At 40.8% G+C, this 16,375-nt stretch carries 12 protein-coding genes; 6 read left to right on the top strand and 6 right to left on the bottom strand.

All coding sequences use genetic code 11. The features are described 5' to 3' along the window. Positions 1-79 precede the first annotated feature (79 nt). Complete coding sequence (locus tag AAEY94_RS08140) at positions 80-1,441, top strand: M28 family peptidase (RefSeq protein ID WP_392341773.1); 1,362 nt, start codon at positions 80-82, stop codon at positions 1,439-1,441. 150 nt (positions 1,442-1,591) lie between these two features. Here AAEY94_RS08140 and AAEY94_RS08145 read toward each other — a convergent pair whose 3' ends face one another. Further along, entirely contained in the window at positions 1,592-2,437 is an 846-nt protein-coding gene (locus AAEY94_RS08145; RefSeq protein WP_101088548.1) for a 23S rRNA (adenine(2030)-N(6))-methyltransferase RlmJ, read from the bottom strand. Positions 2,438-2,567: 130 nt separating this feature from the next. On the opposite strand from AAEY94_RS08145, the gene AAEY94_RS08150 reads away from it, so the two are divergent. The 4 genes from AAEY94_RS08150 to AAEY94_RS08165 all read left to right on the top strand — a co-directional run bounded on the left by AAEY94_RS08150 (position 2,568) and on the right by AAEY94_RS08165 (position 7,097). Continuing rightward, the gene (locus AAEY94_RS08150) at positions 2,568-3,344 is read left to right on the top strand and encodes a class I SAM-dependent methyltransferase (protein WP_335691895.1); all 777 of its coding nucleotides are present in this window, start codon (positions 2,568-2,570) and stop codon (positions 3,342-3,344) included. Positions 3,345-3,664: 320 nt separating this feature from the next. Next, the gene (locus AAEY94_RS08155) at positions 3,665-4,213 is read left to right on the top strand and encodes a TnsA endonuclease N-terminal domain-containing protein (RefSeq protein WP_350978332.1); all 549 of its coding nucleotides are present in this window, start codon (positions 3,665-3,667) and stop codon (positions 4,211-4,213) included. Between the two features lie 338 nt (positions 4,214-4,551). Further along, complete coding sequence (locus tag AAEY94_RS08160) at positions 4,552-6,063, top strand: TnsB C-terminal domain-containing protein (RefSeq protein WP_350978334.1); 1,512 nt, start codon at positions 4,552-4,554, stop codon at positions 6,061-6,063. After that, positions 6,060-7,097 (top strand): TniB family NTP-binding protein, encoded by a 1,038-nt coding sequence (locus AAEY94_RS08165; protein WP_350978335.1) that lies wholly within the window; start codon positions 6,060-6,062, stop codon positions 7,095-7,097. Before AAEY94_RS08160 ends, AAEY94_RS08165 begins: the two co-directional genes overlap by 4 nt. 11 nt (positions 7,098-7,108) lie before the next feature. Here the strand turns inward: AAEY94_RS08165 and AAEY94_RS08170 are convergent, their stop codons facing one another. Beyond that, entirely contained in the window at positions 7,109-7,645 is a 537-nt protein-coding gene (locus AAEY94_RS08170) for a VspR family transcription factor (protein WP_350978337.1), read from the bottom strand. 221 nt (positions 7,646-7,866) lie between these two features. Between AAEY94_RS08170 and AAEY94_RS08175 the strand changes: the two genes are divergently transcribed. Further along, the gene (locus AAEY94_RS08175; RefSeq protein ID WP_350978339.1) at positions 7,867-8,178 is read left to right on the top strand and encodes a helix-turn-helix domain-containing protein; all 312 of its coding nucleotides are present in this window, start codon (positions 7,867-7,869) and stop codon (positions 8,176-8,178) included. Positions 8,179-8,244: 66 nt separating this feature from the next. Here the strand turns inward: AAEY94_RS08175 and AAEY94_RS08180 are convergent, their stop codons facing one another. The 4 genes from AAEY94_RS08180 to AAEY94_RS08195 form a co-directional block, all read right to left on the bottom strand. Next, positions 8,245-9,318, bottom strand: a complete 1,074-nt coding sequence (locus tag AAEY94_RS08180) for a patatin-like phospholipase family protein (protein WP_350978341.1) — start codon at positions 9,316-9,318, stop codon at positions 8,245-8,247. Further along, a complete protein-coding gene (locus tag AAEY94_RS08185) occupies positions 9,318-10,205 on the bottom strand; it encodes a diguanylate cyclase regulator RdcB family protein (RefSeq protein WP_350978343.1) in 888 nt (295 codons plus the stop codon). The genes AAEY94_RS08180 and AAEY94_RS08185 overlap by 1 nt, the downstream gene beginning before the upstream one ends. Continuing rightward, a complete protein-coding gene (locus AAEY94_RS08190) occupies positions 10,205-12,592 on the bottom strand; it encodes a dynamin family protein (protein ID WP_350978345.1) in 2,388 nt (795 codons plus the stop codon). The genes AAEY94_RS08185 and AAEY94_RS08190 overlap by 1 nt, the downstream gene beginning before the upstream one ends. 117 nt (positions 12,593-12,709) lie before the next feature. Then, positions 12,710-16,375 (bottom strand): DEAD/DEAH box helicase family protein, encoded by a 3,666-nt coding sequence (locus AAEY94_RS08195; protein ID WP_350978347.1) that lies wholly within the window; start codon positions 16,373-16,375, stop codon positions 12,710-12,712.

A 16,375-nucleotide genomic window follows, 5' to 3' on the forward strand; every position in this document is an offset into this window, starting at 1 on the left:
ATTAATGAACCATGTAATTCATAAAGTACAACCTAAGCGGGTCAAACTCAGTCGTAACAACGGTTATTGTTTAGCGGGTATGGCCGGGTTGCTGATATTGGGTGCTGTAACCGTGCCAGCATTTGCTGCCGACAAATCAACGTTTGTTGCCCCATCACAAGAAGATGTGCGTTTATACGACATTGCTACCGCACCACAAGCTAAGCGGATTGAACAAGATATTCGTACTTTAGTTGGCTTCGGGACCCGTCATACCTTGTCGGATACCCAATCTGATACCCAAGGTATTGGTGCCGCTAGGCGCTGGATTGAAGCTGAGTTTAATCGTATATCCAAAGAGTGTGGTGGCTGTTTAGAAGTGGTAACGGTTAGTGACACTGTTCAAGGTAAACGAATCGAAAATCCAACCGAAGTGGTTAACGTTATCGCGATTCAGCGTGGTAAAACGGATCCTAAGCGTGTGGTGATGATGAGTGGCGACATTGATTCTCGCGTTAGCGATGTGTTGGATGCCACCTCAATTTCTCCTGGTGCTAACGACAATGCATCGGGTGTGGCTGGGGCGCTAGAAGCTGCACGAGTATTATCAAAATATCAATTTAACGGCACTATCGTTTATGCTGCATTGTCGGGCGAAGAGCAAGGTTTGTATGGCGGCAATATTTTAGCTGACTATGCCAAAACGCAAAATTGGCAGGTTCAAGCAGTATTAAATAATGACATGATTGGCAATATATCTGGCATTAATGGCGTGGTGAATAACAGCAGTGTACGGGTGTTTTCTGAAGGCGTACGTTTTGCCGAAACCGCAGATGAAGCCAAAGAACGCTATTTTAGTGGCGGCGAAAATGATTCTGCTTCACGCAATTTAGCTCGTAAAATTAAATCGCTAGCCGACCAGTACATGACTAATTTAGAGGTGATGTTGGTGTATCGACTCGATCGTTTTGGTCGTGGTGGGCATCATTTACCGTTTAATCAGGCTGGTTTGCCTGCCGTGCGGATTATGGAAACCAACGAGAACTATAATCGTCAGCATCAAGATATACGGGTAGAAAATGGTATCGCGTATGGTGATGTGATTGAAGGTGTTGATTTTGGATTTACCGCCAAACTGACCGCACTTAATGCGCTAAGTTTAGCGTCACAAGCATGGGCACCCGCGCCACCAACCAAGGTGACCATTGCAGGGCAAGTATCGCCGAGTACCACCTTAAGTTGGGCCAGTAGTGACGATAAAACTGTTGTCGGTTATCGCGTATATTGGCGCTCAACAACGGTAGCGGAATGGACTCATAGCCGCTATGTCGGCAAGGTTAATCAGTTCACGTTAGATAATATGGTTATCGACAATTATTTGTATGGTGTTGCGAGTGTTGCCGCGAATGGCAATGTTAGCCCGGTGGTGTTTCCGGGTGCAGCAGGTGCATTCTTTAAATAACGCTCTGTAACAGCAATTAAAGATAACCAACAAAAATGCCCAAACCGTTGCAGCGGTTTGGGCATTTTGCGGTTTGGGCATTTTTATATAATCAATAATCAGCAATCATTCTTCACATAGCACAGCAACATAAACCCTGCGGAGGGTAAATTATTCGTCCACTTCCCACTTCACAGTAGTATGACCGTCAGCACGGCCTAATAGTGGCGTCAAATAATCTAATGCCTCTTTAGCCAATACATCCAATTGCCAAGGTGGGTTTATTACCCATAAACCCGCGGCCGTCATACCAAACTCGTCACTGTCAGCACTCACCGCTTGTTCAATACGCAGTTGTCTCTTAATGCCACTATTTTTTAGTAGCGTTAACATTGCTTCTGTTTGCTCACGTTTAACCACTGGGTACCATAAAAGAAATGTCCCAGTTGCAAAGCGTTTGTGGGCTTTAATGATGGCTTGAGCAACATCTTGATAGTCGGTTTTCATTTCATAGCTAGGGTCGATTAATATCACTCCACGACGTTCTAATGGAGGTACCGCGGCAATTAATCCCTGTAAACCATCACCTTTAATGACTTTGACTTGTTTGTCTTCCACAAAATAATCTGCTAGTAACTCATGGTCAGTACCGTGGAGTTCGTGTAACACCATACGATCTTGCGGACGAAGCTCAACATCTACAATAGCGGGTGAGCCAGGGTACACGGTTAACTCGCCATCAAACTCAGCGTTAAAGTGCTGCACAGTTTCAACATAGTTGGCCAATGCGGTGGGTAAATTAGCGTGGTCCCATAGCTTGGCAACACCCTCTAGATACTCTCCGGTTTTTTGGGCGAACTCATCGGTTAATGAGTAGGCACCAGCGCCTGCATGAGTATCGATATACACATAAGGTTTATCTTTTTTCTGCATGGCTTTTAATACTTGAATAAGCATAGAGTGCTTAAGTACATCGGCATAATTGCCTGCATGATAACCGTGGCGATAACTGAGCATGGGCATTTCCATTTACTAAATGAGACAGCAAAAACTGTGTAATAGCGACATTATAAGTTTTCTAGCGCGCGAGGTATAGGTGTTCACTGGTGATGGCTTTTGGCATAATGGCGTAGTTTCTTACATTGGCATGGTAATCATCTTGTTGCAGACACCTATCTTCTTTAATCAGCAGTATCCCTCATTAGTCGATATAGCCCAGCGCTGGCAGTTGGTGTGGGACAAAGACGCCGCTTTTGAATTGCGTTTCGAGCAAAACTGCTTGAGTTTACATAAGCGAGATGAGCCTAAGCTTGACGGCATTAGCGTTGACTTTGTGTCTGGTGCTGTGGCGCATCGACGTAAGTTTGGTGGTGGACGCGGTCAATCGATTGCTAAAGCTGTCGGGCTAAAGCAAGGCGTAACGCCCATCGTAGTTGATGGCACCGCAGGGCTTGGTCGAGATGCTTTTGTGCTGGCCAGCCTTGGCTGTAAAGTGATTATGGTTGAGCGTCATCCTGTAGTGGCTGCATTACTTGAAGATGGTTTACGCCGCGCTTATGAAGACGCCGAAATAGGCGAGTGGATGCGCGATTTGATGAGCTTATTTCACGGCTCAAGTATCAGCGCGTTAGCCGACGCCGCGAAGTCGTCTGGCACTGAGATCGATGTTGTTTATCTTGACCCTATGTACCCACACCGCGAAAAATCAGCCCTGGTTAAAAAAGAAATGCGCGTGTTTCAAACTCTGGTCGGCGCAGACTTAGATGCAGATGGACTGTTAGCACCCGCTATGGCACTCGCCACTAAGCGTGTGGTAGTAAAGCGTCCTGATTACGCAGAAGACTTGAATGGTGTTAAACCGAGTATGGTGTTAGCGCAGAAAAAAAACCGCTTTGATGTCTACGTAAAATCCGCGATGAAATAACGGTGGGTTTGGTGTCTTATATTCGCGACAATAAGTATGTCGCTGAACCCATACATTGACATAATGTACCCATAGTTTGACAAATTTAACCCATTCAATGACATAAAAATGGTTTTTGTAATTACATTACAAAAACCATCTTCTTTAATATCAGTGTCTTGAGCGATTAATAACCCATACATTGACAATTTTTTGCATATTAGTACACTAAACGTACTTTATTCGTGCGAATTTAACTCATGTATATAAGAAGCTTACGCAAACCATCACCGAACAAAAACGTATTTAAATTCGCTAGCGCAAAAGTTAGTGAAACGATAATGTGTGAGAGTTCATTAGAGTTCGATGCGTGCTTTCATCATGAATACAATGATTGTATAAAGGTGTTTGGTAGTCAGCCTGAAGGGTTTTATTACGATTTTGAGGGCAAAAAATTGCCTTATACACCTGATGCGATAGTTCACTTTATCGATGAGACTGTAAAGTTCCATGAATACAAACCTTATAGCAAAACATTCGATCCAATCTTTAGAGCTAAATTTGTAGCCAAGAAAGAGGCTGCTCAGGCCTTGGGAGCAGATCTTATTTTGGTAACAGAACGTCAAATCCGCGTAAATCCTATTCTAAATAACCTTAAAATATTGCACCGATATTCGGGTATATATGGCTTAAATACTATTCAAATTGAATTGCTTAAGCTTATAAAAAGAACAGGAAAAATAAGTATAAATGATGTCGCAATAAAACAGTCATTGTCATTAGGTGAGGCTAGGTCATATCTTTATTCTCTGATGCATAAAGGATTAATCAAGACCAACTTAAACCAGGACGATCTTACTTGTAACCCTTCGGTATGGTGCATTGAGTGATGGACTTCGAGGATGAATTCAGTGCATCTGAATTAGTTAAAAAGCCCGATACCCCCATTCAATATGTGAAACTAGAAGATGCAGCATTAGTCAAAAGAGACTTAGATACCTTTCCTGACTTTTTAAAAAACAAAGCGCTCGATAAATATCAGCTCATTGCCTTCATCGAAAAAAAAATCACTGGTGGATGGACTCAAAAAAATTTAGACCCAATTCTTGATACACTTTTTACTGCAAACATGGGCAAGCGACCTAACTGGCGAACGTTAGTCCGTTGGCGTAAAAGCTACATTGACAGTAATGGCGATCTTGCATCATTAGTCGCTAAGCGACACAAAATGGGCAACAGAACAAGTAGAGTTCAGGGGGATGAAGCATTTTTTGAGCAAGCACTGACTCGTTTTTTAGATGCTAAAAGACCTCGAGTATCTACAGCATATCAATACTATAAAGACGCGATAACCATTGAGAATGAAAACATTGTTGATGGACAAATTCCTATCATTTCTTACAAAAGCTTTAACCAAAGAGTAAAGTCACTACCTCCTTATCCTATTGCAGTGGCGCGGCATGGTAAATTTAAAGCAGATCAATGGTTTGCTTATTGCTCATCACATATACCCCCAACACGAATATTAGAGCGTGTAGAAATTGATCACACACCACTTGATCTAATCCTGCTTGATGATGAGTTATCTATCCCACTAGGCAGGCCTTATTTAACTTTAATCGTCGATGTTTTTAGTGGTTGTGTTTTGGGGTTCCACTTAAGTTATCGCTCGCCCTCATATGTTTCAGCAGCCAAAGCAATCGTGCATGCAATAAAACCAAAATCATTTGAAGGTCTTAATATCGAACTTAAAAATGAGTGGCCTTGCTTTGGTAAATTTGAAAACCTCGTTGTGGATAATGGGGCTGAATTTTGGTCAAAAAGTTTAGAGCATGCCTGTAAAGAAGCCGGTATAAACATTCAATATAACCCCGTTCGCAAACCTTGGTTGAAGCCATTTGTAGAGCGTTTCTTCGGGATGATAAACGAATGCTTTTTAACTGAGTTACCTGGTAAGACTTTCTCGAATATCCTTGCAAAAGAGGACTATAAACCTGAAAAAGACGCCATTATGCGCTTCTCTACTTTTGTTGAAGAATTCCATCGTTGGATTGTGGATATATATCATCAAGATTCAAACTCACGCGAAACGCGTATCCCCATCAAACAGTGGCAACATGGCTTTGATATTTACCCGCCATTAAAAATGAGTACAGAGGACGAACAGCTATTCACTGTTTTAATGGGCATTTCAGATGAGCGAACTTTAACCAGAAATGGCTTTAAATTTGCAGATCTAATGTATGACTCAACGGCATTGGCTGATTATCGTAAACGCTACCCACAAACTAAAGACACAATAAAAAAACTGATTAAAATCGACCCTGATGATCTATCAAGTATCCATGTATATCTTGAGGAATTAGGCGGTTATCTTAAAGTCCCCTGTACTGACAATAGTGGTTATACCAATGGCTTGAGCCTCCATGAGCATAAGGTGATTAAGCAAATTAATCGTGAGGTGATTCGGGAAGGCAAAGATATTTTGGGGCTAGCTAAAGCCCGTATGGCAATTCATGCGCGAGTTAAACAAGAGCAAGAAGCATTTATTGCATCCAAAACAAAAGCTAAAATTTCAGCAGTAAAAAAACAGGCTCAGTTAGCCGATATCAGCAATACAGGTCAAGGGACGATTAATTTAAATACAGAGGAACTAAACTCATTTTTACCTAATAAATCAGAAACTAAACAAATCAATGTTTTCGATAATTGGGATGATGATTTAGAGGCTTTTGAATGAAGACCTTGAGTTCTGCTCAGATTGAGCAATTACAAATATTTAGTGACTGCATTGTGCTTCATCCACAAGTTAAAACCATTTTTAACGATTTTGATGAATTAAGATTAAATCGTCATTTTCAATCTGATCAACAATGCATGCTATTAACGGGTGATACCGGTGTAGGCAAAAGCCATCTGATAAATCACTACAAAAAACGTGTCTTCGCTAGCCAGAATTACAGTCGTCAATCCATTCCTGTATTAGTGAGCCGTATATCCAATGGAAAAGGGTTAGATGCAACCTTAACTCAAATATTAATGGATCTTGAGTTGTTTGGTAGCCACCAAAGAAAAAAGCGTGGTTATGAGACTGACTTGACCAAAAAACTTGTCGGTAGTTTGGTTAGGGCAGAGGTTGAGCTGCTTATCATCAATGAGTTTCAAGAATTGATAGAGTTTAAAACCGTTCAAGAACGGCAATTAATTGCCAATGCATTGAAGTATATAAGCGAAGAAGCCAAGGTGCCTATTGTGTTAGTGGGTATGCCATGGGCAGTGCAAATTGCAGAAGAGCCGCAATGGTCATCTCGGTTAATACGCCGAAGAAAACTTGAATATTTTAGCCTTCAAAAGGACAGTAAGTATTTTCGTCAATATCTTATGGGATTGGCGAAATACATGCCTTTTAATGAGCCGCCAAAACTTGAAGCTACACATACCACAGTCGCATTATTTGCTGCATGTAGGGGTGAAAATAGAGCGTTAAAACACCTATTAACTGAATCATTAAAAATAGCTTTAATGGATAATGCTATAACTCTGGATAATCAATATTTAGTAGCAGCATTCAATAAATTGTGCTTATTTGATGACGTCGGTAATGAGCAAATACAGTTGAAAGATAATCCATTCACTCTGCCGATAGAGCAAATCAAAATATCTGAAATAACACGATATTCCACTTACAATCAAAACGCATTAGTGAGTAACGAGATGCTATCTGCAAGGCTATTTTCAGTCCCGGTTGCCCTAACTAAGTTACTGAGTAAATAAGCCATTCAGAACTAGTGCTGCCCATCATTCTTTAAGGCGCTTAAACAAGCCTCTACCGCTTTAATCTTTCCTATAAACATATAACTTTGATTTCGAGCTTCGACAATTCGTGGGTAAATTTTTTGCTCCATATTGGGTAGTTTATTGAGCAGCTTTTTTAGCTCTTCAGCTTCACTGGTTGAGCTAATGAGATCGAATTGGTATTGATGAAGAGTAGTATTGAGCAGATTGGAATGACTTGACACCGTATTAGTCCTTGGGCGGCCTATTGATTTAATATTATTATTTGTTGCTTGCAGGCGCGTTTTATCGAAAAAGCAGGTTTTATGATAAGTCGCTATTTTATCTTGATTATTTCTATGTAAAAAATTCTGCTTACACAGTTTACGTAATGTTCTATGAATCAACTGTCCCGCATCTCTATTACTGACTTGCGGACAAAAAATTAGATATCTTTTTTTTAAGTCATTAACCGTTGTTTGTTCAAAATTATCATCGATTAAAACGTTAAATAATACTTCATTAATACAGATCATTGACTTAGACACAATACTTACCAATTGTTAGTTATTTCAATAGTTAACATAATTTCTCATGACTTAAATTGTCATAAAATCTTATCTTTCATCTTCAGGGAAACAGCGAGTTATAGCCAATGTATTGGTTATAACTTGACAACAAGACCTAAAAGACTAAGGATTACTTAGTATACCTTAAGGGGAAAAACTAAGACAATCTAAGTTATCTAGGAATCAATAATAATGAACTCGTGTCAGAAAAACAGATCAACCCGCTGCCGCATAGGCTCAAGCAAGCTCGAACAGCTAAAGGCATCAGCCAGAAGCAACTTGGCATTCAATTAGGAATGGAACCAGGTACGGCAAGTGCACGCATGAATCATTACGAAAAAGGCAAGCATACCCCTGACTACACCACCTTAAAGGCCATGGCCGATGAGCTAGGTGTACCAGTGGCTTACTTTTTTTGTGAGTCAGAGAGTACGGCGGAGTTGCTGTGCTTGCTTGAAAAGATGACAGAAGAAGAAAGGGTTGTACTCGTGAAAAAAATTAAGGCCGATTAATTTGAATATATAAAGCAAAGGGAGTCTTTGAATTATTTTTGGGAGTCACCAGCAAGCATTCCTGCTTTAACTCTTGCTTTTCATTGTGTTTAAAGCCGACATTGAGTCAGAGAGTCGTCTATCGACAGCTTCACTAGCTTTATCGCTTTCTATAAGCAACTGTTTCGAAGACTTTAGATTATGCCTAGATTGGCTCAGTTCCAACACTTTTATTACACAAGCCTTAGCATCAACATAACCTTGCTCCATCCATGAGTTTATTTTCTCACTGTTAAAGCCAAGAATATCTTTCAAGGCCCCCGTAGTTCCTTTATCTCGGCCAAGTGAAGTTTGAGGGCGAATTTCCAAAATGGTTGTATCTGGGAAATCATGACGACTCCACAACGAACCATCATTTAAGTGAGTGACGATCACCATATTACAACCGGCATCTATAAGTGGTTGAATAGGCGTATTACCATGTTGTTTACTCCAGGTTCCTTGGCCTCCATCAGTGTAAACAGCATCATCAATTTCATGATTGCTAAATAAAATAGGAATAGCTGCTGATGCCATTAACATTTTGTGTTGCTGTTCTAGCGGTAAACTTTGGAGGTGATAGTACTCCGAATCTGGATTTTCAGTAATTCCAAACTCAGCACCAAGAATCCCCCCAAAGTCCATCAGTAAACCGCGACTTTTGAATACAGACACATAGAATGGTAAACCTGTACTTAATTTATCTAAGCAAAGGTATTTATCTAAAAGCTTCTTAAGTTGCTGATTACTTAATATTGATGGCTGTAAGCAGTCTTGTTCAGGGAAAAAGTGCCTAGTCGCTTTAGGCAATGCAGCAAGTAGTCCAGCAAACACTGGATTAAAACGAATACCGGCTGAAGCCAGTAAATATGGATAGACGTAAAACTTCATTTCAAGTGGTGAGTTATCAGCAAGATACTGCCAAATCTCTTCCAAATTAGCGATACCATCATCTAAAGTGTCAGCTGAAGCTAAAATAGCACCGTTTAGTGCACCAATACTTGCACCAGATATCGCATGTATGTCTATTTTTAGCTCTTTTAGTGCCTTCAATACACCAACCTGATAGGCTCCTTTTGCTCCCCCACCAGAAAGAACTAAACCAACTTTCATTTGATTCATTACGTTGTCCTCAATACTTCATCAATTAAAGCATCGGTAAATCGCTCTGCAGTACATATTCTGGGAACAGCCAAAGGTAATTCTTGGCTACCCACGAACAAACTACAAACGAATGGTGCACTGGTATTTTGGTAATCCTCTGCTAAATATTCGATAGCATGTTGATAATCTTGAGTCAGTAAGCTTACCGGACTCAGCCATCTCTGATAATCAACCCGAACATTTTTACATAGTTCAGTATCCTTGCGTATCTGAATGACCAGGCGATTACTTAAGTCGTCCAGCATTTGATCCACTTGATGTCGATCAGCTGTGCGGATTAATACGCCATAATCGCTCCAGTTCAATTCTTCCAAAGCTGCGTAAGTTCTTCCTGCAATGGATAAATGTTGGAAGTGACCTGCTTCCCATTGATTGAACACTTTGTTAACTTTTTGTGTCGCGGCAGCATCCAGCTCCACCTTGGCAATCCTTTGTTCTAATTGAAGGCATCGCTCTGAAAATTGGTGGTTTAATTGTTCTAGAGCTTTACGTGTATTAACTGCAAAGTCTGCTATATTTGCAACATTAACGGTCAGCTCATTCAATCTATTAGTAACTTTGCTAATAGCTTTAAAACCCAGTGCCACACTGTTATTTAAATCAGTTAACATATTCAATTGAGACTCAGCAATTTTGATGAGACTAGAATTAACTTCATGTTGACGTTGCCAGTCTTGCCCAGTAAAACCGTTATATAAGCGTTGATAAAAGTTTTTATGAGAGCGTTGAATACGTTCATGATCCTGAGCTACCGTAATGTTATTGGCAAAATCAACCACAAAACTTTCAGGTATCGCAGACAGTGTCTTACACACTTCGCTATTAATCGTAATTTTATCTTCCACTAGTGTCCTCCTTTGCTATGGGAGATACCAAGTAACTCGTTCACATCTTCTGCCAGTCCTTCACTATCTATATGTATTACATGAGCCTGCTTGCTATGTTTAACCAACCAAGACAACAATTCTTCCTGCTCAACTTTAGATTTTTTATGATCAGTAACACTTTGCATTAAATCCTGGCGAATCCTCTCTATGATGGAACTTAATTCACTGAATAGCTTTTTGACTTCAAGTTTGAGGGGGGCAACAATCACCAGAGAAACATTTGCGGATGTTTCTTTTAGTTTTTGATTCAATACATTCCTAATATGGCCTTTAACTTCTTCAATATCGATTTCAAAGTATTTTTCTTCTCTTTGATAACTCTCCCACCCCCAATCATCGGTATCGAACCAACTACACACTGTCCCCCAAGCACCACTTTTTCGACGCTGCCTAGTAACTGTTTTTGACTGCTTTTTAACATCTCCTAACTCTGTAGCGCTGAGTAAATCAATCGAACTAAGGATCTGAATATCTGGCATTCGGATATCCAACTTGAAATTACCGCTCTGTAGGTTATGTTGAATACTCTGAAGTAACTCTTCGCAATCCGTTTTAACTTGATTGTTCAGATAAGATTCGAAGTCACTAATTTTGGTTTGCAGTAGCTGGAATTGGTTTGCTGTAGAATCACTAACGATAGCATCCAAACTCCTACGAATTTTGCTAAGTAATTCTTTAGCATCGTCTTCATTATCAAACTGTATCTTTGGGCTGTTTGGGTCAAAGTCATTATTCTCTGTACTATCTTTTGCTTGTCCTAAAAGACTCAGGAGTCCCCATGTACCTTTTGTAGGCTTAGATTTCGAATTTTTAGCTTCAGCCTGAGTTTTTTCTTTCGCTTTTCCTTCTTTAAAGTAAAAGGTAATATCTCCCATAACCTTTTGTTTAATCGTTGCAAAAACATCAATGTAAGACTGTTCAAGATCGTTGGCAGATCTTTTTAATTTCAGATCTGTGTGTTCAGCTAAGCTAGTTAAGCGTTCGATATCCAGATTTAGATTTTTAATAAGCTCATTCAATTCATCTGTACTTGTTCTCAAGCCTGTATTACGAAGCTCTAAAAAGTTTTCCAAATCTCGAGCTGTACTATCAAGCTTACTTGCTGCAGCTATTAACGAAAGCACTCCTGCTTTTTTGTAGGAGTTCTGAATAACATGTTGTAAAGGCAATTCAAAGCCTGCTTTTTTCCATATCCCATCAGCCTTTTTTAGTACACTATCGCTATCATCTATATCGTCTAGCCAATCTTCACCAAACGCGATTTTACCAAAATCCTCTACCCAAGATTGCTTGATATCTAGGCTCTGGTTTAGTTTAACCTCCATCTTTGCTCGTGATGCTAAATAAGCACGACTTGCTGATACTGGATATACAGCTTCGTGTGCGACGGCTCCCGCCATTAAATTCTCAGACACATAGTGTTGAATTTGTTCTGCAGAATCAGCATTGCGGTCTCGCTGATCAAATTTGTTAACTAAAACAAATAAGCGATCGCCACAAGTTTCAGCAATATCTTGAAGTTCTTGTCTTACAACACCATCTGCATCTGATTTTAACTGGGTGTAGTCCAACACAGCGAGGATCGCGGAAGCTTTTTTAAGTTGGTCACGTAACATTGGTTTTAGATGTTCTTGACCAGCCTCATTTGGACCTGGTGTGTCTAGCAATGTTAATTTACCAACCTGCTCGGTGTAATTGCTTAAATGAGAGAACTCAATCTCAATAACAGGTAGCTCATCAATTTTGTTATAATGTACGAAGGGGAAATCGGTATTCGAGACAACACTGAAACGAACTAAGTCGTTCAACATTTTCAGAAACTCATAAATGTTTTCTTTACCAATATATTCCTTTTCAAAAGGCTTTCCACTTTCAATATGGCGTATCACGGGCTCCATATCTTCTTGATTTTCTATGCCAAATTTTGACTTACCCAGGCCTGACTGAAGTGCCTGTAAATATGCATTTAATGGCTGGTTATTTTGAAGATGTAAAATAGGCTCTTTCTGGCCAACAACATGTCGAATTAATGTTGGTAGTGCCGTCATCGGTCTATTCCGATTGGGCAAAATCTCTGTACCTACTATTGCGTTTATCGTGGTGGATTTACCAGCTTTCATCGTTCCCACTACCGCAATTACTAATTCTTGATTTTCTAGCTTAATTTTTTCGCCTTGCAATACCTCAACCCGATACTTAACAGACGTTTGATCAAAAGTCTGTTTATCTGCTTGCTGTGGCATTACCAAGCCTGAAACATTATCCAGCTCAGCTAAAAAATTGGATTCAATATTGATAAGCCTAATAGCTTCTTGTTGTAACAACTCAAAATTATGTCGATGCACTATTCGTTCCTTGTGTTAAATTAAACTGCATTGAAATATTACTAGTCAATATAGTGAGACTTCCTCTTTGTCTACAATCAAACCAAACTAGTCTAATTAAATAATTTATGTATTAAATCAAGCCGTCATAGGCTCTTCAGCCATAACCACTGCATTGGCATTCACTTTTCGTATCACCCCAAACAGCTCTACCACTTTGCCTTCGTCAAAAAAGCCGTAGGCGCTTTCGCCGTGGTAATCGGTAAATGGTGGTTCAAATATTTGGGCCATATCGAGTACGCCGTTGTGAACAAGGTAATCGATAACTTGGTCAACAAAGTTGATTTGCTCGGCATTGTAAATACCTTTGTCTAAAAAGCTGCTGAAGGCTTCTTTAGCAGCATTTAAGTCTAGCCCTACCAATTGGCGAATAAACGCGCCTAAGGGCTTCTCCTGCAATATTTGATGGCGATAAGCCTCTACGTCACTCATGCCGCTTGCATCCAGCAGTAAGCCATCGAGTACATCTAAGTCGGCTTGGGTGATCGGCTTATTACGCTTTAGCTTTTGAATGGTTAACTGATCTTGGTGGTCTTTAATATACAGCTCAATTTTTTTACGATATTGGGCTAAGTCCATAGTTGGGCTTTGATAAACAGCGGTAACATCATGAACGCCTTGTACGTCATCTTCAAAGTTGGTGTACACCACTTCTTTTTTGTCTTTGTCTAAGGCGAACATTAAGTTGCGCAAACGTTTACGGATGTCTTCTAGTGTCACGACATGAATATCTTGCCAAAACTCGTGAGTTTGTATGTCTTGGATTAACTTCAACTGAGCTTGTACAGCTGGAATAGATGTTTTTGCCTCCAGCTGCTGAGCAAACTCCATTACTCTTAATCGACTTGGTTCTGGCACCATACCTTTTTCTAGCAAGGCCAATTGCATGGTTAAGATGATATTGTCAAAACGGTTCGACAAATTATTGGGCTGTTCATCCTGATTAAAGGCTTCTGCTTCAGTTGGCAGTACAGACACATGGCTTTCTAGTTCAGTAAACTTGGCATCATCAATATTATCCCAATAAGTTCGCTCTAAAAATGGCTCAACTGCTTGGCGTTTTGGCCTAACAATAAAGTTATCTAGGTTCATACCCGTGACTTGGTGATGCAACATATCAAGCTGATAGTTGTTTAAGCTACGCGATAAATTACAGTCTTCTGGGTGCTTGTCTTGATAATTGTCATCTTGCAGGCGGTCATTTAGCAAAGTGCTTAACTGCACGCGTTTTTCAAACACCTGCTGCATAACTGGTTTTGCGATACCTACTGGTAAACCTTCTGGATTAGCATCAAAGTACTCAAAATTTTGGCAGTAATCGAACACTTTAAAGGTGGTTTTATGATTCTCCTTATCAGAGCCTGGGCCAAATAAGTTTAGGCATAAACGGGTGCCGCGGCCAATCATCTGTGTGAACTTGACTCTTGAGCGGATAACCTTAAAGAACACCAAATTAACCACTTCTGGTACATCAATGCCGGTATCGAGCATGTCTACTGAAATCGCAATTCGGCAGGTGGGGTTTTTGGGGTCAAAGTCTTTACGATTGTTTTCATCACCGCCAAACTCATCAATTAAGCTTTGCGCATAGGTTTCTTTAAAGGTAATTACCCGTGCTAGCTTGCCGGCCCATTTAGGGTAGTTCTTGTTAAACATCTTTTCTAAAAACACCGCATGGTCGTTATTAGAGGCAAATATGATGGTTTTACCAATCACGTCGCCACCTTCCACATGAATACCACCAAGTTCGTCTTTGCTCATTAATTGAGCAAACATCTTTTCGGCTGTATCTTCATTGAACAAGAATTTATTTAACTCTGACGATAATACCTCTTCGCGATCTTCAAGCTCAGTTCTGCTTTCCCAATCTTGTTTTTCTTCATCCGATAACTCTATGTATTTAATGCCTTCACGTAAAAACTTAGTCGCAACCGATATTTTGGTTGGCGGGACTAAGTATTTTTCGGCATAGGCGCTGGCATCTTCATAGGCGTAGGTTGGCATGCCTTTTTGTAAGTCAAAAATGCCGTAAGTATCTTTTTCAACTTCATCTTTTGGGGTGGCGGTTAAGCCTACTAACAAGCCGTCAAAATACTCAAAAATTTGCCGATACTTTGAATACACTGAGCGATGGGCCTCATCGACAATGATTAAATCAAAATGGCCCACGCCAAATGGGCGCTCATCTGCACCATGGTCGAGTAGGTTTTTCATGGTGGGATAAGTGGCAAAATACAAACGGCTTTCAATGCTGTCTTTGCTTTGGCCAGAACTTAACATAGCGCAACTCACGCGGGGTAATAGCCTAACAAAGTTCTTTTTCGCTTGAGTTAATAAGGCATTGCGGTCGGCTAAAAATAAGATGTTTTTAATCCAATCGTTTTTAACTAGCAAATCGACCAAGCTTATTACGGTACGGGTTTTACCTGTACCGGTAGCCATGACGAGCAGTGCCTTGCGCTGATGTTCTAATTCAAAGTCCTGCAAAATATGAGTAATTGCCGCTTTTTGATAGTGACGGTTAGTGATGTCGTTATTGATATCAAGATTTTCAGTTTCAACCAGCGGGGTGTCATTACCCGTCATAAAAAACGCTTTACGATCGCTGCGGCGCTTTATCATTAACTCAAGTTCAGCCTTGGTATAAAAACCTTGTACCTTACGTGGCGGATAAAAATAGTCATCCCACAAACGAGTTTCATAGCCATTGCTGTAAAATATCACTGGGCGCACGCCACACTGTTTTTGTAAGCAATCGGCATACAGTTTGGCTTGCTGCTGGCCGTCTTCTGGGCGGCGACTGGTACGCTTGGCTTCTACAACCGCCAGGGCGGTGCCGTCATCACCCCACAGCACATAATCCACAAACCCATTACCATTTGGGTTAGCGGTCGATATTGGCATACTGTTAACCGGATACTCGCGGTCTCGCGCTTGGTTTAATGGCCAACCAGCTTCATTAAGCAGGGCGTCGATTAAGTAATGTCGGGTTTCGGCTTCGTTATAGTCGTGGGTATCAAGCTGCGTTTCTGCGCTTTGTTTGGCTTTGGCTATTTGCTCAAGTAAAGCTTGGTTTTCGGTTTTTAACGCAGCGTTTTCATTCAGTTGTTGCTGAAAGTCTTCACGCTTAACGCTGTCACTTTCTGCTAATTGTTTTTCGAGCTCTTGCACCCGCTTAATACTGCTCATCGCCTTAGTCACAAGACTCGAATCAATGGGAAGCTTGTGGGGGATTAATGCTTCATCAAAAGGCTCAATGGTAAATTGTTGCCTGTCTAGCCCTGGCGTATAGGTGCGCACAAACCAATACAGCACATGGTGCAGCTCTTTTACCGATTGTAAGGCATCACGTTGCGGCAGTGCGCTTTTGCCGTGTACGGCCTCGTTACCGATTTTGATAATCAGTTTAAGCTTAGGGAACAAGTTACTGCTTAAGTTTTGCTTAAAACCTTGCTCATGGATCAGCGACATTAAGGTCGCATCATGGCGTGGGCGTGTCAGCCAGTTGTCTATGTCAAATACGGTTTCAACCATCAGCTCCAATGCGTTACGGGCATAAAAACCGGCAATGCGTGGGTCGCTTTTAATGTTGGCTTCTGCATTTTTAGCCCGCAGCTGTATTTCAGCACAACGAGTGGAATACAGATCATTGGCTGTTCCGCTTGCAATCGCCACATCCATAAAGTCAAAATTGCTAGCCCCATGAGCGCCGGTGGAAGCTGGAGGTTGGATCGTATCTGACAT

It is taken from the genome of Shewanella sp. AC34-MNA-CIBAN-0136, assembly GCF_040309945.1.
Lineage (GTDB): Bacteria > Pseudomonadota > Gammaproteobacteria > Enterobacterales > Shewanellaceae > Shewanella.

Coding starts and splice junctions, on each gene's coding strand:
- AAEY94_RS08140 (WP_392341773.1), top strand. CDS start 80: ATGGCCGGGTTGCTGATATTGGGTGCTGTAACCGTGCCAGCATTTGCT.
- AAEY94_RS08145 (WP_101088548.1), bottom strand. CDS start 2,437: ATGCTCAGTTATCGCCACGGTTATCATGCAGGCAATTATGCCGATGTA.
- AAEY94_RS08150 (WP_335691895.1), top strand. CDS start 2,568: ATGGTAATCATCTTGTTGCAGACACCTATCTTCTTTAATCAGCAGTAT.
- AAEY94_RS08155 (WP_350978332.1), top strand. CDS start 3,665: ATGTGTGAGAGTTCATTAGAGTTCGATGCGTGCTTTCATCATGAATAC.
- AAEY94_RS08160 (WP_350978334.1), top strand. CDS start 4,552: ATGGGCAACAGAACAAGTAGAGTTCAGGGGGATGAAGCATTTTTTGAG.
- AAEY94_RS08165 (WP_350978335.1), top strand. CDS start 6,060: ATGAAGACCTTGAGTTCTGCTCAGATTGAGCAATTACAAATATTTAGT.
- AAEY94_RS08180 (WP_350978341.1), bottom strand. CDS start 9,318: ATGAATCAAATGAAAGTTGGTTTAGTTCTTTCTGGTGGGGGAGCAAAA.
- AAEY94_RS08195 (WP_350978347.1), bottom strand. CDS start 16,375: ATGTCAGATACGATCCAACCTCCAGCTTCCACCGGCGCTCATGGGGCT.